This is a genomic window from Candidatus Polarisedimenticolia bacterium (genome assembly GCA_036001465.1).
GTDB lineage: Bacteria > Acidobacteriota > Polarisedimenticolia > Gp22-AA2 > Gp22-AA2 > Gp22-AA3.
The window spans coordinates 12386-31387 of sequence record DASYUH010000037.1 but is presented as its reverse complement, the minus strand read 5'-3'; the positions used below and the strand labels follow the sequence as shown (position 1 = coordinate 31387).

13 protein-coding genes and 1 pseudogene are annotated in these 19002 nt (G+C 70.8%); 6 read left to right on the top strand and 8 right to left on the bottom strand.

Translation table 11 applies throughout. The features are described from left to right. Positions 1–64: 64 nt before the first annotated feature. The 4 genes and pseudogenes from VGV60_07490 to VGV60_07475 all read right to left on the bottom strand — a co-directional run bounded on the left by VGV60_07490 (position 65) and on the right by VGV60_07475 (position 5233). On the bottom strand, positions 65–1042 hold the full coding sequence (locus VGV60_07490) for a hypothetical protein (protein ID HEV8701098.1): 978 nt from the start codon (positions 1040–1042) through the stop codon (positions 65–67). Beyond that, entirely contained in the window at positions 1039–1554 is a 516-nt protein-coding gene (locus VGV60_07485; GenBank protein ID HEV8701097.1) for a sigma-70 family RNA polymerase sigma factor, read from the bottom strand. The genes VGV60_07490 and VGV60_07485 overlap by 4 nt, the downstream gene beginning before the upstream one ends. Before the next feature lie 119 nt (positions 1555–1673). After that, positions 1674–1973 (bottom strand): annotated as a pseudogene (locus VGV60_07480) (ArsC/Spx/MgsR family protein). 83 nt (positions 1974–2056) lie between these two features. Beyond that, positions 2057–5233 (bottom strand): response regulator, encoded by a 3177-nt coding sequence (locus VGV60_07475; protein ID HEV8701096.1) that lies wholly within the window; start codon positions 5231–5233, stop codon positions 2057–2059. Positions 5234–5264: 31 nt separating this feature from the next. Here VGV60_07475 and thiE point away from each other — a divergent pair, with 31 nt between their 5' ends. The 5 genes from thiE to VGV60_07450 are packed head-to-tail and all read left to right on the top strand — an operon-like array spanning position 5265 to position 12883. Continuing rightward, a complete protein-coding gene (thiE, locus tag VGV60_07470; GenBank protein HEV8701095.1) occupies positions 5265–5915 on the top strand; it encodes a thiamine phosphate synthase in 651 nt (216 codons plus the stop codon). Further along, positions 5912–6703, top strand: a complete 792-nt coding sequence (thiD, locus tag VGV60_07465; GenBank protein ID HEV8701094.1) for a bifunctional hydroxymethylpyrimidine kinase/phosphomethylpyrimidine kinase — start codon at positions 5912–5914, stop codon at positions 6701–6703. The genes thiE and thiD overlap by 4 nt, the downstream gene beginning before the upstream one ends. Before the next feature lie 25 nt (positions 6704–6728). Then, the gene (dinB, locus tag VGV60_07460; protein ID HEV8701093.1) at positions 6729–7979 is read left to right on the top strand and encodes a DNA polymerase IV; all 1251 of its coding nucleotides are present in this window, start codon (positions 6729–6731) and stop codon (positions 7977–7979) included. A 48-nt stretch (positions 7980–8027) separates the two neighbouring features. Continuing rightward, positions 8028–10130, top strand: coding sequence for a M36 family metallopeptidase (locus VGV60_07455; GenBank protein HEV8701092.1), 2103 nt, complete (start codon positions 8028–8030; stop codon positions 10128–10130). A 50-nt stretch (positions 10131–10180) separates the two neighbouring features. Next, complete coding sequence (locus VGV60_07450) at positions 10181–12883, top strand: hypothetical protein (GenBank protein HEV8701091.1); 2703 nt, start codon at positions 10181–10183, stop codon at positions 12881–12883. Here the strand turns inward: VGV60_07450 and VGV60_07445 are convergent. From VGV60_07445 to VGV60_07435, 3 genes are all read right to left on the bottom strand, one after another. Beyond that, positions 12809–13735, bottom strand: a complete 927-nt coding sequence (locus tag VGV60_07445; GenBank protein HEV8701090.1) for a hypothetical protein — start codon at positions 13733–13735, stop codon at positions 12809–12811. The genes VGV60_07450 and VGV60_07445 overlap by 75 nt on opposite strands. Positions 13736–13806: 71 nt before the next feature. Beyond that, a complete protein-coding gene (locus VGV60_07440; protein ID HEV8701089.1) occupies positions 13807–14268 on the bottom strand; it encodes an RES family NAD+ phosphorylase in 462 nt (153 codons plus the stop codon). Beyond that, a complete protein-coding gene (locus VGV60_07435; GenBank protein HEV8701088.1) occupies positions 14268–14717 on the bottom strand; it encodes an antitoxin Xre/MbcA/ParS toxin-binding domain-containing protein in 450 nt (149 codons plus the stop codon). The genes VGV60_07440 and VGV60_07435 overlap by 1 nt, the downstream gene beginning before the upstream one ends. A 165-nt stretch (positions 14718–14882) precedes the next feature. Here VGV60_07435 and VGV60_07430 point away from each other — a divergent pair, with 165 nt between their 5' ends. Then, positions 14883–16934, top strand: a complete 2052-nt coding sequence (locus VGV60_07430; protein HEV8701087.1) for a PQQ-dependent sugar dehydrogenase — start codon at positions 14883–14885, stop codon at positions 16932–16934. Here VGV60_07430 and VGV60_07425 read toward each other — a convergent pair. Next, positions 16909–18969, bottom strand: a complete 2061-nt coding sequence (locus tag VGV60_07425; protein HEV8701086.1) for a M48 family metallopeptidase — start codon at positions 18967–18969, stop codon at positions 16909–16911. The genes VGV60_07430 and VGV60_07425 overlap by 26 nt on opposite strands. Between the last annotated feature and the right edge of the window lie 33 nt (positions 18970–19002).

Here is a 19002-nt window from a genome sequence, read left to right as displayed (position 1 = left end):
AAGGTACCGTGAGGCCGGCTTGCGGCAACTGGAAAGTGTTTCGAAGCAGAGGGTGGGAGCGGATTCAGCTGGTGAGTGCCACTTCGAAGGGGATGTCCAGGACGGGCGGGCCGGGGCGGACGCCGAGCGGAGTCGCCGTCAGCCGGTAACTCCCGGGGGGGACCCGGTCAGCCGGGACGGCGAAGGTGACGACCCCGGACAGGCGCACGGAATCCCGTAGCCGCGCGACCGTCAGATCGTCGGACCAGAGCGGCTCCTCCCGCTCCCTCCCGATGGCGAAGCGAAACGTGTCCTGTGGCCCGGCCGCGGCCGGGATCGCCGGCTGGACGGCGACCAGCAGGAACGGCTGCCCGGGTCGAACCGTCAGGACCTTCGACTCGCCGGCGCCCCGCGCCGGGCTCTCCAGAACGTTCAGCGCGACCGGGCCGCTCCATGAGGTGACGGCGCGGAGATTCGCCGTCGTCCGATCGAGCGACGACCGCAGCTCCGCCGCCTCCCGCCCGACCGCTTCGTTCGCCGCGCGCAGGTCGGAGGCGTCGCGCGCCGTCCGGGGCAGCCGTGCCAGCCCCAGCCAGGCCGGGTAGCCGAGGAGGACCAGGACGGCGGCGGCCGCCGCCATGGCCGCCCTGACGACCGGCACGCGCAGCGCGGCCAGGCGCGCGGGAGCGAACGGGAGGATCGAGCCCCGTCGGGTCTCGTCGTGCGCCCCCCGGGTCATCTCCACGTCCCTCACGCAGGATCGGCAGGAGCTCAAGTGGGCGGCGATTCGCTCGATCTCCGCTGCCGGAAGCGCCTCCCTCTCGAGGGCGTAGGCAACGATCTCCCGGGCGTGCGGGTGCCCCGTCGAGACCTCCTCGCCATCCCGGCCCGGCGCTTCGGCACCTCCCCGGCCCAGCGCCTCGGCCAGGACGTCGTAGGTGACCGCCAGCGTCCGGCACTCGCCGCAGGCGGCGAGATGGGCCGCCAGATCCGAGCGGACGCTGTCATGCAGCCCGCCGCGCAGGAGCTCGGGAAGGAAGATCGCCGCTTCGTCGTGATTCACGCCGGACTCCTCTGCCTCCAGGTTGCCGCCCCGCGCCTGCGGCGGATGCGGTCGAGCAGCTCCCTCGCCTCCTTCAGGCACTGCGCCATCTGGGTCCGCACCGCCCCTTCGGTCCTGCCCTGCCGATCCGCGATGTCCCGATACGTCGATCCTCCGGCCACGAACTGGCCGAAGAGCTCGCGGCAGGGAGGGCGAAGCTCCCGGAGCACCTGCCTTCCCAGCAGGACCTGCTCACGCACGAGCACCTCCCGATCGGGCCTCTGCGTCTCGTCCGGCGCCTGGGGATCGACCGCCTCCGTGGGCCGGCACCGGCGGACCCAATCGACGCATGAGCGGTAGGCGACGGACCGCACGAGCGCGTCGAGATTCTTGCTGAGGGAGAACCCCTTTTCGTTGATCGCCTGCCAGACGTCCAGCAGCACCTCCTGGACCAGGTCGCCGCGCTCCGACGCGGGGATGTAATACCCGCGGAACCGCACGACGCGCTCGATCAGTGATTCGACGCGGGTCACGGCAGCCGGATCTCCCTCCAAGAACCGTTGAAAGAGTAGCTGATCGGGCCCGGCACTCGCTTCGGACAGGTTGCCCTCCACTCCACTATGTCGATTCCCGGGGGGATCGTCAGGATGTTTCAGCGCAGGAGCCGCGCCAGCGCCACCTCGTCGAAGCCCAGGACCCGGTCGCGGCCGCGCGCCACGATCGGCCGCCTGATCAGGTTGGGGTTGGCCGCCATCAGGCGGACCGCCTCCGCAGGGGACGGGGGGTTCTCCGCCATCTTCTTCTTGCGGTACAGCTCGTTGCGGGTGTTGAGGAACCCGCGCGGATCGAGGGTGCCGATGAGATCCCAAAGCTCGTCTTCGGACAGGGGCTCGCGCCCGAGGTCGCGTTCGATGAGCCGGGCACCCTTCTTGAGCAAGAGACCTCTTGCCCTGCGGCACGTCGTTCAGGTCTTCTTGTGGAAGAAGAGCAGCTCCGCCGGCGCCATGTCCGCCTCCGCGACGTGCGGGCCGGAGTCTACCGCTTGGCGAGGATTCTGTCGATGCGGGAGAGCAGCTCCGTCATGGTGAACGGCTTGGGCAGGAGCCCCAGCGCCCCTTCCTTCAGGGCCCGCTGCGCCTTGTCGTTGTCGGCGTAGCCGCTGCACAGGAGGATGCGCGCGCCGCGATCCATGCCGATCAGCCGGCGGAACGTCTCGAGGCCGCCCATCCGCGGCATCACCATGTCCAGAAGGACGAGGTCCAGCCGGCCCCACTCGCGCCGGTAGACGTCGAGCGCGTCCACGCCGTCGGTGGCCAGCACCACCTCGCAGCCGCCCGACTCGAGGATGTCCCTGGTCATCTCGCGGATCGCCTCCTCGTCGTCCACCACCAGGATGCGCGCCCGGGCCGGGCCCTTGCCGGCCGCGGGGGCCCGGACGCGCGGCTCCGCGGGGCCGGGAGACGGCGCGGTCGTGACGACCGATGGCGCGGGGGTGGCGGCGGACGGCGGCCCGGCGGGTTCGGGCGGCTTCCCCCGGCGCCGGTCCGGCTCGTAGACACTCACGCGCTCGAACGGCCCGGCGCCCAAAGGCGTCCTCGCGGGCTGTCGCGGGGCGGGCGGGGGCCCGGGAGCGGGCCATGGACCGCCGGACGAGGCGGGCTCCTGGGGGGGCATGGCGGGGCGCCGCGCGCCGCGGTCGAGCACCGGGAAATAGACGCGCACGGTGGTCCCGAGCCCCGGCGTGCTCGCGAGGCTGATGTGGCCCTGGTGGTTCCTCACGATGCCGTAGACCACCGAGAGACCGAGCCCGGTCCCCTTGCCGTTGGTCTTGGTCGTGAAGAACGGCTCGAAGACGCGGTCGGCGATGTCCGGCTGCATCCCGGTGCCGGTGTCGCCGACCACGGCCTCGACGTAGTCGCCGGGAGCCAGTCCCGGCTGCGAGCGCACGAACGACTGGTCGAGATGGGCGACCCGCGTCTCGAAGGTGATGCGGCCCCCATCCGGCATCGCCTCGGCCGCGTTCACCGCCAGGTTCATCAGGACCTGCTGCATCTGCCCGGCGTCGGCCTCGATGAGCGGCAGGTCGGGGTCCTTGCGGATCTCGACGACGATCCGCGGGTCGATGCTCTTGGACAGGAAGGACACGGTCTCCGCGATCGATCGGTTCAGGTCGACCGGCTCGAGCGAGTACTGCCCGCCGCGCGCGAACGCCACCAGCTGCTGGGTCAGCTCGGCCGCCCGCTTCGCCTGCCGCGCGATCGTCGCGGCCTCCCGGCGAATCGGGTTGTCGCTCGAGGTGAGGCTCTCGATGTGGCTGGCGTAGCCGAGGATCGACGCGAGGATGTTGTTGAACTCGTGCGCGATGCCGCCCGCCAGGGTGCCGATCGATTCCATCTTCTGCGCCTGCACGAGCTGCGGCAGGAGCTCGGCCTGGGGCGAGACCGACGGGGGCGCCTTCTCGAAGGCCCGGGCGTTCTCGACCGACAGTCCGAAGAGCTCGCTCAGGGCGGTGAGCGCCAGCATCTCGGCCTCGCCGGGCAGGCGATCGTCGGCCCGCGCGATCGCCAGGATGCCGTGCACGCCGCTGAGGGCGCGCAGCGGAAAGGCCGCCTGGAAACGCAGCCCCGTGGCGGCGTCCAGGTGCTCGGCCGTCCCGCCGGGGTCGAGGTGCGGCCGGCCGGTCTCGAAGGCGCGGCCGATGATCGTCCGTCCGACCCGCCCGTCGAGCTCCTCCAGGACCCGGCGCGGCATCCCCCGCTCGGCCTTGAGCCGGAGCTCGCGCGTGCCGGGATCGACGAGGTGGACGGTGCCCGCGGAGGCCGACGCGAGATCGATCGCGCGGCCCAGCAGGGCCTCGGCGAGAGCGCGCAGGTCGGTGGTCCGGCTGGCCGCCTGCGCGGCGGCGAGCAGGCCCGCGAGGATCTCCTCGGAGCGCGCCCGATCGGCGAGGTTCTTCTCGCTGCGCGCCTCGAGATCGAGGCTGTGACGCATCATGTCCGAGAGCAGCCGGCTGTTCTGGATCACGATGGCGATCTGGCCGGCGATCGATTCGGCCAGCCCCGGGCGGCTCTCGAGCTCGGGACGCGCGTCGTTCGACAGGAGATCCATGGTGCCGATGATGCGCCCGCGGGCGCGCAGCGGCACGCAGGCCAGCGCCCGGTACCCGGCGCGCCTGAGCCCGGCCAGCTCGTCGGCGCACCCTTCCAGGGCGGCGCCGGCGGACAGGTCGGCGAACGCGACCGCCTCGCCGGTCGCCCAGACCCTGCCGGCGATCCCCTCGCCGCGGGCGCGCTGCAGCGAGCGGGTCAGGTCGAGGTAGGCCGTGTCGCCGACGCTCTGCGCCGCTTTCAGGATCTCGGCGCCGCCGCTCTCCTCGACCAGGGCGATGGCCCCCGCCTTGAAGCCGGTCACCTCGATCGCCTTGCGCAGGGAGACCTCGATCTGCCGCCCGAGGTCGAGAGAGGGGGACGCGGCCGCCGCGATCGAGTTCAGCGCCGCCAGCTCCAGGGAAATCTCCTGGAGCCGCCGGTGCGTCGCGGCGGATTCTTCTTGAAGGCGCTCGCTGGCGCGCCGCGCGTCGGTGGCCCGCAGCGCCCGCTCGATCTGCAGCGCGATGAACGACGCCAGGATGTCGGCCAGGAAGACCTGCTCGCGGCTGAACGGGACCGGGTCGTGCCGTCCCAGGACGAGCGCGCCCCGCGATCCCATGGCGGAATCGACGCCGAGCACGAGCAGCGCCCCGAAGGGGCCGGCCTCCTTCGCGCCGCCGCCCGGGACCGCGGCGTGGGCGTCGTGGCCGTTGCCGTTCCCCCCCTCCCCGAGGACGATGCGCGACACCGCGCCCGAGCGGACCCTCTGGATCGGCTCCTCGAGGCGCCGGGTCAGGACGGAGAGCTCGTGCTGCGCCATCAGCCTCCCCTCGATCCAGCCGAAGCGCAGGGGAGGAATGCCGCTGGACGGCTCGACGATGGCGATGGCGCAGTCGGCCCCGACGATCTCGACCGTGCCGGTGGTCCCCTCGCTCAGGATCGCTTCGGCACGCCCCTCCTGCGACAGCGTGATCTGCAGCTCGCGGAGCGATTGCAGGTGGGCGAGGAACGCGTTGGCGGGGTCGCGCGCCGGCGGCGCGGGAGGGCGGGGCACACCCTCCCCCGAGGCGGTGCCGTCCGCGCCGCGGCTGTCCTGGGAAGAGACCGGATCCGGTTCTGCCATGGTGCTAGAATCGGGCTCCTCGGGAGGCCTGATGATCGCCGGGTGGCCCCGTTACGATCTGTACGTCATCTCCGACCCTCTCCTGGCGCGCGGACGATCGCATCTCGAGGTCGCCCGCGCCGCGCTGGAGGGAGGTGCCGACGCCATTCAGATCAGGGACAAGTCCTCCACGGCCTACAACTTAAGTCTCATTTCCGGCGAAATCCAGCCACTGGCGCGAAAATTCGGGGCGGCCTTCTTCGTGAACGACCGGGTGGACGTGGCCCTTCTGGCCGGGGCGGACGGGGCGCACGTCGGCCAGGAGGACCTGCCGGCCCGGGAGGCGAGGCGCCTCCTCCCGCGGCCGCGACTGATCGGCGTCTCGGCCGGCACCCCCGAGGAGGCCCGGCGGGCGGAACGTGAGGGGGCCGACTACGTCGGCGTCGGGCCGGTGTTCGCCACCGCCACCAAGCCGGACGCCGGGGCGCCCCTGGGGCTCGAGGAGCTGTCCCGGATCGCGGCCGCCGTCCATATCCCAGTCGTGGCGATCGGCGGCATCACCCAGGGGAACGTGGCGCAGGTCTTCGCCTCCGGGGCGAGCGGCGCCGCGGTCGTGTCGGCCGTGGTCGCGGCGGACGACATGGCGGCGGCGGCGCGGGCCCTCAAGCGCGCGATGGCGGGATCCAGACAGGTGAAGGCGTGAAGCGCGTCCTGACGATCGCGGGATCGGACTCCGGAGGCGGGGCCGGCATCCAGGCCGACCTCAAGACGTTCGGCGCCCTGGGGGTCTACGGCGCCTCGGCGATCACGGCGGTGACGGCGCAGAACACCCTCAAGGTCGCGCGCATCGTGGAGATCGATCCCGCCATGGTGGCCGCGCAGATCGAGATGGTCCTCGAGGACATCGGGGTCGACGCGGTGAAGACCGGCATGCTCGTCACGACCCCGATCATCGAGGCGGTCGCCGCCGTCCTGGGACGGGCGAGGGTGCCGAACCTGGTCATCGACCCGGTCATGGTGTCGAAGACCAACGCGCGCCTCCTCAAGGAGGACGCGGTCGACGCCCTCAAGTCGCTCCTCCTGCCGCTCGCCGAAATCGTCACGCCGAACATTCCCGAGACGGAGGTCCTGGCGGAGATGCAGGTCGCGGACGCCGAGTCGATGCGCGCCGCGGCGCGCCGCATCCACGATCTCGGCCCGCGGTGCGTGGTCATCAAGGGGGGCCACAGGCCGGGGCCGTACGTCGTCGACCTCTACTTCGACGGGAAGTCCTTCGAGGAGCTCCGGGCCGAGCGCGTGCAGACGCGCGCCACCCACGGCACCGGCTGCACCTTTTCGGCCGCCATCGCCGCCTACCTGGCGCACGGCCTCCCCCCCCTCGAATCGGTCGCCCGCGCCAAGGAGTACCTGACCGCCGCCCTGCAGGCCGATCCCGGCCTCGGCAAGGGGATCGGCCCGGTCAACCACTTCCACGCCTTGCACAAGGCCTGAAGGTCCGGCCAGACGGAGACCCGGCGTGCCCCTTCCCCGCGTCATCCTGCACGTCGACATGGACGCGTTCTATGCGGCGATCGAAGTGCGCGAGAACCCGGCGCTCGCCGGGAAGCCGCTGATCATCGGGCACAAGGGGCGGCGCGGCGTCGTGGCCACCTGCTCGTACGAGGCGCGGCCGTTCGGCGTGCGCTCGGCGATGCCGTCCGTGACCGCCATGCGCCTCTGCCCGCAGGCGGTCTGGCTTCCCGGGCGGATGGGGCTGTACGTCGAGGTGTCGCGGCGTATTCGGACGATCCTCGACGACTTCACGCCGCGGGTCGAGCCTCTGTCGATCGACGAGGCGTTTCTCGATTTGACCGCCATCGCGGCCGGCCTCGAGGAGGGGGCCCAGGCGGCGCGCCGCCTGAAGGATCGCATCCGGAGGGACGAGCGGCTCAGCGCCTCGGTCGGGGTCGCCCCGACGAAGTTCCTCGCCAAGCTCGCGTCCGACCTGGAGAAGCCGGACGGCCTCGTGGTCTTTCCCCTGGCCGACGTCCCCGGGCGCCTCGGGCCGCTGCCCGTGGAGAAGCTCTGGGGCGTGGGGCCGAAGTCGGCCGCGCGGCTGCATGCGCTGGGAATCCGGAGCGTCCACGACCTCGTCGCGGCCGGCGAGGCGAGGCTCCAGGCGGCGCTCGGCCCCGCCGCGGCGCGGCACGTCCTGGCGCTGGCCCGGGGGGACGATCCCCGCGAGGTGGTCTCCGGGCGCGACGCCAGGTCGATCTCCGAGGAGCGGACGTTCGCCATCGACCGGCGCGGCGGCGAGGCCATCGAGAGGGAGCTGCTCGATCGCGCCGACGGCGTGGCGCGCGCGCTGAGGCGCGAGGGGCTGGCGGCGCGCACGGTGCGCATCAAGGTGCGCACGGCGGACTTCACGACCTGGACCCGCGCCCGGACCCTCAAGGCGCCGACCTGTCTCACGGAGGAGATCTACGCCGCGGCGCGCGATCTGTTCCGGACCCGCATCCGCCTCGGGGGACGCGGCGCGCGGCTCATCGGCATCGGCGCCAGCCACTTCGTGTCGCGCGGGGCCGGCCAGGCCGATCTCTTTCCGGACGCGGGTCGCGAGCGCTCGGACCGGGTCGCCCGGGCCACCGACGCTCTCGGCGACAAGTACGGCGACGCGATCGTCACGCGCGCCCGCCTCGTGAAGGGGCCGCGCCGCGACGCGGCGCGGCGGGAGGCGTCGCGGATCGCGGCCGCGCCGGTTGTTGACAGGCGCCACCCTCCGCGGTAAGTTCCCGCCGCTCTTCATGCTCCATCCCATCCGAGCACGAGGTGTGAGATGCGAAACGCGCTCCGGGTCATCCCCCTAATCGTCCTGCTCCTGCTGGTCCCCCTGGCCGCCGCGCCGCCCGGGCGCTCCGGGAAGGATCCCGCGCGTGCTCCCGTGGAAGAGATCGAGCGCGCCCCCGGCGACGGCAGGATCCGGGCGCTGCGGGGCCCCTTGTCGCCGCCCAGCCCCGAGGCGCCGCGTGCCATCGCCGAGCGCTTCCTGTCCGCGCAGGCGGCCCGCTTCGGGATGAAGCCGGGGCTTCCGGACCTGCGCCTGGCCCGGTCCGTCGAGAGCCCTGCCGGGCGTCACCTCCGCTTCGAGCAGCTTTACAGGGGCCTGCCGGTGTTCGACGCCGGCGCCGAGGTGCACGTCGCGGCCGACGGGCGGGTCTTCCTGGCGCGCAACGACTACGTCCCCGGAATCGACCTCGCGATCTCGCCGTCGCGCGCGCCGGCCGCGATCGCCGCGATCGCGGCCGAGGATTTCCTGAAGACCTGGAGCGCCGCCGTCGACAAGAAAGGGGGCAGGCGGCCCTTCCGCGGCGGGTCGCTGAAGCGGGCGAAGGAGATCGCCCCGGAGCTGGGCGTCTTCGCCGACATGTCGGCCGCAGACGGCGGCGGTGCCGCGGTGCGGCCGCGCCTGGCCTACCGCCTGGTGATCTTCGCGGAGACGCCGTGGGGGGTCGTCGAGTACATCGTGGACGCCCACACCGGCACGATCCTGAGGCGGCGCAGCCTCGAGCAGGATTCCCATCTCACCGGACGCGGGCAGGTGTTCGACCCGAACCCGGTCAACACCCTGAACGACATGGGCCTCAGCGACCTGGACAACGCCGACGACCCCCTGTTCGCCCCGGCCTACCGGGCCGTGCCGCTTCCGGGAGTGAGCCGCTGGCTCTTCGATCTCTTCGGCGCGCTGATCCTGTCGGGGCCGTACGTCAAGATCAACGACCTCATCGAGGCGCCGTTCGACAGCCAGCCGTTCTCGATGAACGGCGACTTCCTCTACACCCGCGACCGGCAGGAGTTCGAGGACGTGATGGCCTACTTCCACATCGACCGCACGCAGCGCTACATCCAGTCGATCGGCTTCACCACGGTCAACAACCGGATGATCCGCGTCGACCCGCACGGCCTGAACGGCGCCGACAACTCGCACTACGTGGGCTTCCCGTTCGGCATGGGGTGGATCGCCTTCGGCGAGGGGGGCGTGGACGACGCCGAGGACGCCGACGTCATCCTGCACGAGTACGGGCATGCCATCCAGGACAACACGACCATGGGGAAGTATTTCGGGTTCGGTGAATCGGGGGCGCAGGGGGAGGGCTTCGGGGACTACTGGGCGTTCAGCAACGGACCGACCGGCCCGGGCGCCTTCGACCCCGCCTGCCTGGCGGAGTGGGACTTTGCGGGGACCTGCCTGCGCCGCCTCGACTCGACCAGGCACTACCCCGAGGACCTGGCGTTCGAAGTGCACGACGACGGGGAGATCTGGTCCTCCACGCTGCACGACCTGTTCCTGGCCATGGGGAAGGAGACGACCGACCGGATCGTCCTGCAGAGCCATTTCCTCGTGCCGTTCTTCCCGCGGTTCTGCGACGGCGCGCGCGCCCTGCGGGACGCGGACAACGCCCTGTACGGCGGGGCCCACGGGGCGGTCATCGGGACGACCGTCGCCGCGCACGGCATCGCCTCTGACCTGGCCGCGGCCAACCTGGCGGTCACGAACGCCGGCCCCTCCACGGCGGACCTGCACCTCGAGATCGTGAACCGGGGGCCGTGCGCCGCCGGGGGGACGACCCACTCGATCCGCCTGGTGTGCGCGGCCAGCGGCGATCTCGGAGAGGTCGCGTCGGTCGCGACAGCCGGCCTGGCGCGCGCAGGCTCGGCGGCGTTCGACCTCATGCTGCCGGCGCGGCAGGAGCCCTGCATCTACCGCGTTCTCGTGGACTCGGGGGGCGCCGAACCTGAGGCGGACGAGACCAACAATGCGGCTGACTCTCCTGCCTTCGGCCCGCCTCCCCTCGTGGCGGACTTCCACGTCGACCCCGTGACGTCCGACCCCGCGGTCTGTTTCGAGAAGGCGTCCGCCAGGGTGACGCTTCTTCGTTGATCTCGACCCTGCCTCGCGGTAGATTCCTGGCCACCACGCGGAGGACCCTCATGACCCTGGTGCACCGTTGGGGCGCGACTTCGGTCGGAGTCTGTGTGCTGGCCATGGCGATCGGGACGGCGGCCGCCTGGACAGCCGAAGCCGCCGAGACGTCCATCCGCCTGGAGACGCACTCCCGGGACTACGTCAATGCCGATCGATCGTTCCTGCTGACTCCCACGGAGGGGCGATTCACCGGCGGAGGCGGATCGGGTGGCGTGATCATCACCTTCAGGCCGAACGATCTCCTCCAGCCGTCCTGGTGGCTGGAATTCAGGCCGCCGGACGGCCAGTCGCTCGCTCCCGGCGTGTACTACGAAGCCGCGCGCGCGGGATATCGCTGGCCCGGCCAGCCCGGTCTGTGGATCAGCGGGGGCAGCCTCGACTGCGACAGGTTGACCGGCGCGTTCGAGATCAGGCAGATGACGGTGAGCGGAGGCGCGCTCACCTCCTTCTGGGCCACCTTCGAGCAGAGCTGCGAGCTGTTCTCCGGCGAAAAGCGGGGGGAGGTCCGGTTCAACGTGGAGACGGTCCCGGCGGTGAGCGTCCCGATCACCGCCGACGTCGAGCGCACGCGCCCGCTGACCGTATCGGTGGGCACGGACGGATTCTCCTCCGCCCCTCCCAACCTCACCGCGACCGGCCTGCCGGTTGGCGCGGAGTTCACGGACATGCGCGACGGCTCGGCGAATCTGTCCTGGACCCCGACTTACCTCCAGGCGGGCCAATACGACGTGCCCTTCCGCGCCGACGGGATCCAGGCCGCCGCGGCGACCACCCGAATCCGCGTCGGCGGCGTCACGTCCCTGGTGATCGAGAGCACCCCGGGAGATCCCGTCACCGGTGGAAGCCGATTCATCTACACGACCGCGGACGCCGAGATGATCGGCCGGACCCTCGTCTTCAGCAATACTCCGCTCTCGATCGCCGTCCTCTCTTTCCGGTCCAGTCGCATCAACTGGCAACTGCAGTTCGCGGGCCCCGACGGACGCCTGCCGGATCCAGGTGTCTACGAGAACGTGGCGGGGGTCTACTTTCAGGGACCCGGGCAGGCCGGAATGTCCATTTCGGGGTCCGGCCACGGATGCAGCGCGGGGACCGGCAGGTTCGAGGTCCATCAGGCCGACTACGGGCCATTCGGCTACATCCGATCATTCTGGGCTTCCTTCGAACAGTACTGCGGCGGCCAGGCCTCCCTGCGCGGAGAGGTCCGGTTCAATGCCGATCCTCTCGTCTGGATGCGGGCCCCAGGCCGGATCGAGACCCGCTCGGGCGAGCGCCTGATGGTGCCGGTCGCCGGGTTCACGGCCGAGGGCCTCCCGCCCATCCTGCGCGCCACCGGACTTCAGGACGGCGCCGTGTTCACGGAGGAGGGGGAAGGGACGGGGCGGCTGGAATGGACCCCCGGGCCCGGACAGCTCGGCCCGAGCCGGGTGACGTTCGAGGCGGAGGATTCTCTGGGTGCCCTCGACGCGATGGCGACCGATTTCACCGTGTACGCCGCCAACGACGACCTCGACCACGCGGCCCCTCTGGGCGATCTGCCGTCCACCGCCACCCTCGATCGGTTCTGGGCGACGCGCGCGCCCGACGATCCGGACTGCGGGTACTCCGGCGCGGCGACCGTCTGGTACTCCTTCACACCGTCAGAGGACGTGACGGTGAACGTCGACAGCGCCGGCAGCGGCACGCCGTACGTCACGCTGGGCGCCTTCACCGGCCCGCGCGGCGCCTTGACCCGGCTGGCGTGCCTGTCCCAGGGCATGATCACTTTTCCAGCGAGCGCGGGCGTGACCTATTACCTCATGGCCGGGATCTCCCAGCCGGGAGTGCCGCTCACCATTTCGGCCTGGGTCGCTCCCCCTGTGCCGCAGAACGACGACTTCGACGCCGCGACGGCGATCGGGGCCCTGCCGTTCGGCGACAGCGTGAACACGCTGCGCGCCACGACGGCGCCCGACGATCCGTCCTTCCCGTACCTGCCGTGCACCTACGCGGCGTATACGGTATGGTATGCGTTCACGCCCTCGACGGACGTGCGGATCGTCGCCGACACGATCGGCAGCGACTTCCGCCCGACTCTGGCGGCACTCACCGGCGCTCGCGGCTCGCTCCGGCCGATCGCCTGTGACAATTCCCTCGATGGAGAGCTGCCCCGCATTTCGTTCACGGCTTTCGCGGGGACGACCTACTACTTCATGATCGGCTCTCTCAACGCCTATTTCCCGGGGGGGAACCTGGTCTTCTCGGTCCGCGGCCTGGTCCCGCTCCAGGTCCAGGTCACTCTCGATCCCCGGGGCACGGTGGACGTCCGTCGCGGCACCGCCACGGTCAGTGGCAGGGCAATCTGCTCGCGGCCGATCACCTTCGACCTCTTCGTCGCGGCGTTCCAGGACCTCGCCGGGGATACGCAGGGCACCTCCACGATTCCGGTGGCATGCAGCGGAGACACCCCGTGGTCAGCTACCCTGATTCCATCGTCCGGTCTCTTCCGCCCCGGTCCGTCGTATTCCTTTGTCGCGACGACCGCGTACGACCCGGAGACTCAGGAAGTCTCCCAGCCGTACGCGGAAACCACCCTCGTCCTCATCGGCCGCCGCCCCGGGCCGGTACAGTCCACGGGGAGGGCGCGCGCCTCCTCACCGATTCCGTCGGCGAAACGGATCCGGGGAGAAACCCGAATCGTCAAACCCGCGCGCCCTCTCCCGCCGTGACAGCGTGTCTCCGTACGGGTCGAACGGCGGCAGGACGCCCAGGCGGACCAGGCTGTCGCGATACTCGTAGCGCAGCTCGAGGACGGTTGTCGGTGCATCCTCGGAGTCGAAGTAGACCTGCTGGACCGGGTGGCTGGTCTCCTCCCCTATGCCGGTCGCCGCGAGATCGTCGGACTTCTTCGGCTGGGCGATGCCCCCCATCACCGAGCCCGCCGTGTCCCCCGTGGGATTAGGATCGGCCATGGGGGCCGACGGTTCCGCCGGGGCCGGAGCGCTGTTCGATTCATCCCCCCGGGACCTGCCCTCCCCACGCTGGAGGCGCGAGTCGCCATAGCGCGGCTCGTTGTAGCGCGGGACGCCGTAGATCGAGATCGGCGGCCGCTTCTCGCGGAACACGGCCGCGGCGACCAGGCCGAGATTCTTCGTCTTCCCGAGCCAGTTTCCGTACGACTTGTCCTCGGTCGTGAAGAAGAACCTCCGGGCCGTGTCCGAGGAGACCTGCCAGCCGTCGAGGGTGATCGTCTCGTACGGGCCGAGGATCCATTTCCGGGCGTCCCTGGCCGTGGTGGTCCGGGCGTCGATCGAGTTGAGGCCGTCGACCGAGAGGGCGATGGCGATCCGCTCGGCGGTCCGGTTGCGCAGCCGCACGGAGTACTCGCGTCTCCTCAGGGCCTCGACGTAGGTCGTCCCCCGCGCGGCGTACTCGTCAACCGGCCTCCCGCCAATCAGGATTTCCATCGAGTACCCGCCGCGTTCGACGGCGAGAGCGTCGCCGGCGGGAAGGAGCGCCGCCGCGAGGAACAGGGCGGCGGCGAAAAGCGTCATGGGGAACCTGGTGCCAATCCGGGTCATGGTCGTCCACCTCCATAGGGGCCCGATTCTCGGGCTCGGAGGATTGGACAGGCCCAGCCCCTGAAAGTTCCCTATTTTCCCAGCCGGGGATCCAGGACGAACGCCCGCCGGCCGGCGATCTTGAGCCGTTCGATGGCCGGGTGCGCGGAGTTGAGCAGAAGGTTGTCCTCGTCGGGGATGACGGCGGACGGAACGCGGAGGACGGCAGTCTTCCCGCGCTCGATGAAGGCCGCGCCCATCCGCTGGAGCGCGGCAGGCGCCGGGTAGCGCCTCCAGCCGGAAGGGAGCCTGCCCGCCTTGATCTGCTCCATCGGCAGGTCGTCCGGCAGGTCGATTTCAATCTGGACGAGATCGGACGGCAGAAGGTCCCGATCGACGTGGACCAGCAGCTCGAGGGCCGCGAGCGACAGGGTAGCGGAGGTGTAGACGATCCGGACACCCTGCTGGTGCCATCGGCCTGGGGCGTACAGACCACCGCGCCCGCCGAGCGGGTCGGCGGCATGCGCCTTACGGCAGATTCGCCAGACCCGCACTAGCTGGAGATCCCATGCTCGATCCGCCCCAGCAGGTCCTCGACCTGCCGCTCACCGACAGCCGTGTCAAGACAACTGATCGGCGTGATTCCCCCCAGCGCTCGGTTCCTCCGATGCAGCCACTCCCGGGCCTTCTCGGGGGTCCCCAGCACCTCGGCGGCCGTCAGGGCGAGGCGCGCGATGCGATAGAGGCGATCCGATTCGGCGGGCGACAGCTCGCCGCCGGACTTTCTCCGGGCCAGCGTCCGCGCCGCCAGACCCAGGAGCCGCGCGAGATCCAGCGCGCGGATTCCAAGCACGCGCATGAGGACCTCGAACGTGCCGAATGGCAACCCCTTGCGAATGGCGTCCTGGAAATCTCCCGGCTCGCTGACCGCGTGCGCCAGGGTCTTGCGGCCGCCCAGCAGCATCGCCAGCTTCCGGGCTTCTCTTGCGTGGGTGGATGCCATTTGGCATATATGATAGTGCCAAATGGCGGCGCCGTCAACCGCCGCCGAATCCTGCCGCCGGGTCCGAACCTTCCGGCGCGCCGGCTCCCCGGGGGGTCGGGAGGTCGGAGCAAAAGCCCGAATCAAATTGTTGTCGCCCCGCACGATCGCTCGTATAGTCCTTACATGACCCCAGGCCTGCACATGTCCTCCGCGCGCGCGGTGTCGGGCGCGGGCGTCCTTCCGGTCGCCGTGCTGGCGGTCGCCGTTCTGTCGGGAGCCGTCCTGGCGGTCTTCCCCGCCGAGGCGCAAACGGTCAACGACCCGGGGCTCCAGGTCGAGACCGTCGCCACCGGCCTGACCCAGCCGACGAGCATGGCCTTCATCGGCGACGACGACATCCTGGTGCTGCAGAAGGCGAACGGGCAGGTGCGGCGGATCGTGGGGGGCGTCCTGCAACCCGGGTTCGTGCTCGATGTGGCGGTGCATTTCCTGAGCGAGCGGGGGCTGCTCGGCATCGCCGTCGATCCCGATTTCGTCCTCAACCGCCAGGTCTATCTTTATTACACGGAGAGCTCCACCGGGGCGGACACCTCGTCCAGCACGTCCATTCCCCTGGGGAACCGCGTCTACCGCTACACCTGGAACGGGACCGCCCTGGTCAACCCGGTGCTCATCCTGAACCTGCCGGTCACGTCGGGGCCGAACCACAACGGCGGCGTCATCGCCTTCGGACCGGACGGCGCCCTGTACGTCGTCATCGGCGACCTGAACCGGAACGGCAAGCTGCAGAACATTCCGACCGGCCCCGATCCCGACGACAGCGGGGTGATCTTCCGCGTGGACACGAACGGCGCGGGGCTCGCGGGCAACCCGTTCTACAACGCCCTCAACCCGTCCGACCCGATGAACCGGTACTTCGCCTACGGCGTGCGCAACTCCTTCGGCCTGACGTTCGATCCGCTCACCGGCGACCTGTGGGACACCGAGAACGGGCCGAACGTCTTCGATGAGGTGAACCGGGTCACCCCCGGCTTCAACAGCGGCTGGAACCAGATCATGGGGCGGGACGTGGACGATCCGCAGGGCCAGGCCGATCTCTGGGTCGCTCCCGGGTCGGCTTACAGCGATCCCGAGTTTTCGTGGAACGTCCCGGTCGCGCCGACCGCCCCGGTGTTTCCCTCGAGCCCGATCCTCGGCTGCGGCCAGCTGCACACGCTGCTCGTGGGGGACAACAACTGCGGCCAGCTCTACCGCTTCAGGCCGAACGCCGCGCGCGACGCCCTGACGTTCTCTTCGCCGGCCCTGCAGGACACCGTGGCGAACAACGCCGGCGCGGTCTGCTCGGACGAGATGGCCGAGATCCTGTTCGGGAGCGGCTTCCCGGTGATCACCGACCTCGAGAACGGCCCGGACGGCAAGCTGTACGTCGTGGCCCTGAATTCCGGGGCGATCTACCGGCTCGGTCCCAAGGCCGGCGCCTTCCCGGACGCCGACGGCGACCGGGCCGACGACCGCTGCGACTGCGCCCCTTCGGATGCGGGGGCCTTCGCGAGGCCGTTCGAGGTCCCGCGGCTGCGCGCGGCGGGGGGCGCTCCGGCCGATCTGATCTGGGATACCCAGGCGGCGACCGCCGGTCCGGCCACCGCCTACACGGTCGTGACGGGCGACGCGAGGGCCCTCAGGCCGGACGGCGGATTCGCCTCGGCGTGCACCTTGGCCCGCGGCCTCGCCGCGACGTCCCTCACCGACGCGCGCCCCGACCCGCCGGCCGGGTCGGCGACCTACTACCTCGTGCGCGCCGAGAACGCCTGCGCCGACGGCACGTTCGGCGACGGCAGCGGCTCGCCCGACCCTAGGGACCTCCTCGACGCGACGCTTCCAGCCGCGTGCCCGGGAGGCGTGCAGACCGGCGGCGCGTACATCACCTTCCGCATCGTCAACGAATCGCTGACCGCCTGGATCACGAACGGCCCCTTCATCGACCGCGCGAAGGAGCTTCTCTCGACCGGCGCGCGCCAGATCCCGGTGTTCGGCACCCTCCTCGACGGCCAGACCTCCGACCCGCAGTGGACCTGGCACGTCGATCCGCAGAACGTCTCCTTCGCCGACGCCGCCATCGAGCTGTGCGACGGCCTGCCCTCCCACATCGAGGCGAACAAGGCCTACTGGCTGGGGACTGTCGGCTCGTACTGCCCGTGGTCGGCGGCCGTCAGCGCGGTGGACGATCGACGGTAGCGCCGATCTCGATGCCATTGACCTGGGCGACGTTCCGGCGGACGACGGCGGTCATGGCACGCTCGATCGCATCGCGGTCGGGGAAGAGGACCCAGGCTTCGGCCTCATCCTCCGCCGAGGCTCCGGTTCCCGGCGCGTTCATCGCCTGCACCCAGGCGAACCGATCGACCGGAGACGGATGGCTGTCGTACGGGGAAGGCTTCGCCTCGAGCGCTTCCCGGACGCTCACCTCGACGCCGCGCTCGATCGGCGGGCGCTCGGGCTTGTAGGAGTAGAGGTTCTCGAGCGGCCGTTTCGCGTTGATCACCTCGTCGAGGGTCGCGTTGGCATGGGCGCCGAAGCGCACGCCGCGGGCCACGACGTGCCGCAGCCCCTCCTCGAAGGCCCGCGAGCCGTAGCTGAGGGCGGCCCAGCGGTCGGCCAGCACCTCCTGGAGCCGTGACGCCCCCTGGGAGATGCGCAGGAAGACGCGGTGGAAGCCGTTCACGAAGATCCAGGCGGGGTTGTACCAGGTGGCCGCCCCGCCGGCGGCGATCCCCTGCCCCATCGTCCAGAGGGACCGGCGAACGGCCAGGGCGAATTCTCCGCCCGCCGTGTCGCGGTTCGAGAAGTGCCCGTACTCGTGGGCGAGGACCGCCTTGAGCGGTCCGAGGCGCAAGCCGTCGAGGGCGGCCACGCCGAGGATCAGGCAGCGCTCCGCGCGGCCCCAGGCGAGGGCACGGAGGCTTCTCCCCCGCTCCATGACCGCCACCTGCGCGCCCGGCGTCAGGTACACGCTGTCCACGGGGCGGGTCCCGACCCTCTGCGCCACCTCCTCGAGGATCGCCCGGAGCCGCGGATACCGATCCAGATCGAGGCGCTCGCCCGGCTCCTGGTCCACGCCGCGAACGAACAGGCTCCGGGCGACGGCCGCGAGCGTGTAGAAGGTGACCAGCAACAGGACGACGAACAGCTGGACCGGAATCCGGCCGAGCCAGAGGAAGGCGTAGATCGTCCCGGCGCACACCCCCAGGACGAGCAGGACGACGATCGGGATGGACACATAGTAATAGCCGCAGCACAGCCAGAGGACGCCCCGGTAGACGCGGCGGAGCCATGCGTCCATGCCGGTCACTGCCCCCTCGCCGGCGGACGGGACCTGCGCGGAGGCGCGCAGCGCCAGGCGACTGAGAAGGTAGCCCGCGACGAGCAGCACCCCGAGGAGCCCCAGCCAGATGCCGCCGAAGGGCAGCAGGAGCGACGCGATGTGCCAGGGTGACCGCCGCCTCTCGTTCAGGTATTTCAAGCTCGCCTGGTATTGCGCGCCGTCGAGCAGACCGGAGTCGCGGGCCTGCGCGAGGTGGCTCATGGCCTCGTCGAAGCGCCCCTCCTCGGCGGCCTGAATCATCGCGAAGTAATGGGTCTCGCCATCGGAAGGATAGCGGGCCTCCAGGTTCCGGAGGCATTGCCCGAAGAGGGTGCCATCCTCTCTGTCGAGCGCCACCATGCACAGCGTCGTCGCGGCGAAGATGTTGTCGGGCTCCAGCTCCGCCGCGCGCGTCGCCACGCGCACGGCCTCCAGCTTGTCGGGCATGCGGCTCGGGAAGGTCTCCGTGCCCTTGATGAGCGCGAGCGCCAGCGCGGCCAGGTTGTCGGCGGACTCCTGCTGCCGGACGGCCTGTCTGCACAGGGCCACGGCCATCTCCCTGTTCCCGAGCGCCAGCTCCTCGTGGCATTGCCGTCGCAGCGCATGCACGAAGGACGGCACCATGCCGACCACCTGCTCGTAGAGCGCTTTCGCCCGGGCATGGTCCGCCCGTTCGCGCGCCGCGTTCGCCTGCCTGAACAGCTCCGCCGCCTCGGGATCCATCGCTTCAATCTGCGCGGTGAATCGCCTGTCCGCTTCCCTGCCCTGGCGCAGGCTCTCCAGCTCCGGGGGCGTCGACGCCGGGTCGGCGATGGCTGATCCGGTGCCGGGCGCGCCGGCTGCGAGCGCGAGAATCGCAAGCGCGATGGGCACGTGCGCGAGGACCGCGAGTGTCGGTCGATGTCTCATGCGTCCGCCGTCGGCCCGCATCGGGTGGGGCGT

What these genes read in the sequence shown, in the direction of transcription:
- VGV60_07475 (HEV8701096.1), bottom strand. Translation starts at nt 5,233, where the DNA reads ATGGCAGAACCGGATCCGGTCTCTTCCCAGGACAGCCGCGGCGCGGAC.
- thiE (HEV8701095.1), top strand. Translation starts at nt 5,265, where the DNA reads ATGATCGCCGGGTGGCCCCGTTACGATCTGTACGTCATCTCCGACCCT.
- VGV60_07455 (HEV8701092.1), top strand. Translation starts at nt 8,028, where the DNA reads ATGCGAAACGCGCTCCGGGTCATCCCCCTAATCGTCCTGCTCCTGCTG.
- VGV60_07450 (HEV8701091.1), top strand. Translation starts at nt 10,181, where the DNA reads ATGACCCTGGTGCACCGTTGGGGCGCGACTTCGGTCGGAGTCTGTGTG.
- VGV60_07445 (HEV8701090.1), bottom strand. Translation starts at nt 13,735, where the DNA reads ATGACCCGGATTGGCACCAGGTTCCCCATGACGCTTTTCGCCGCCGCC.
- VGV60_07435 (HEV8701088.1), bottom strand. Translation starts at nt 14,717, where the DNA reads ATGGCATCCACCCACGCAAGAGAAGCCCGGAAGCTGGCGATGCTGCTG.
- VGV60_07430 (HEV8701087.1), top strand. Translation starts at nt 14,883, where the DNA reads ATGACCCCAGGCCTGCACATGTCCTCCGCGCGCGCGGTGTCGGGCGCG.
- VGV60_07425 (HEV8701086.1), bottom strand. Translation starts at nt 18,969, where the DNA reads ATGAGACATCGACCGACACTCGCGGTCCTCGCGCACGTGCCCATCGCG.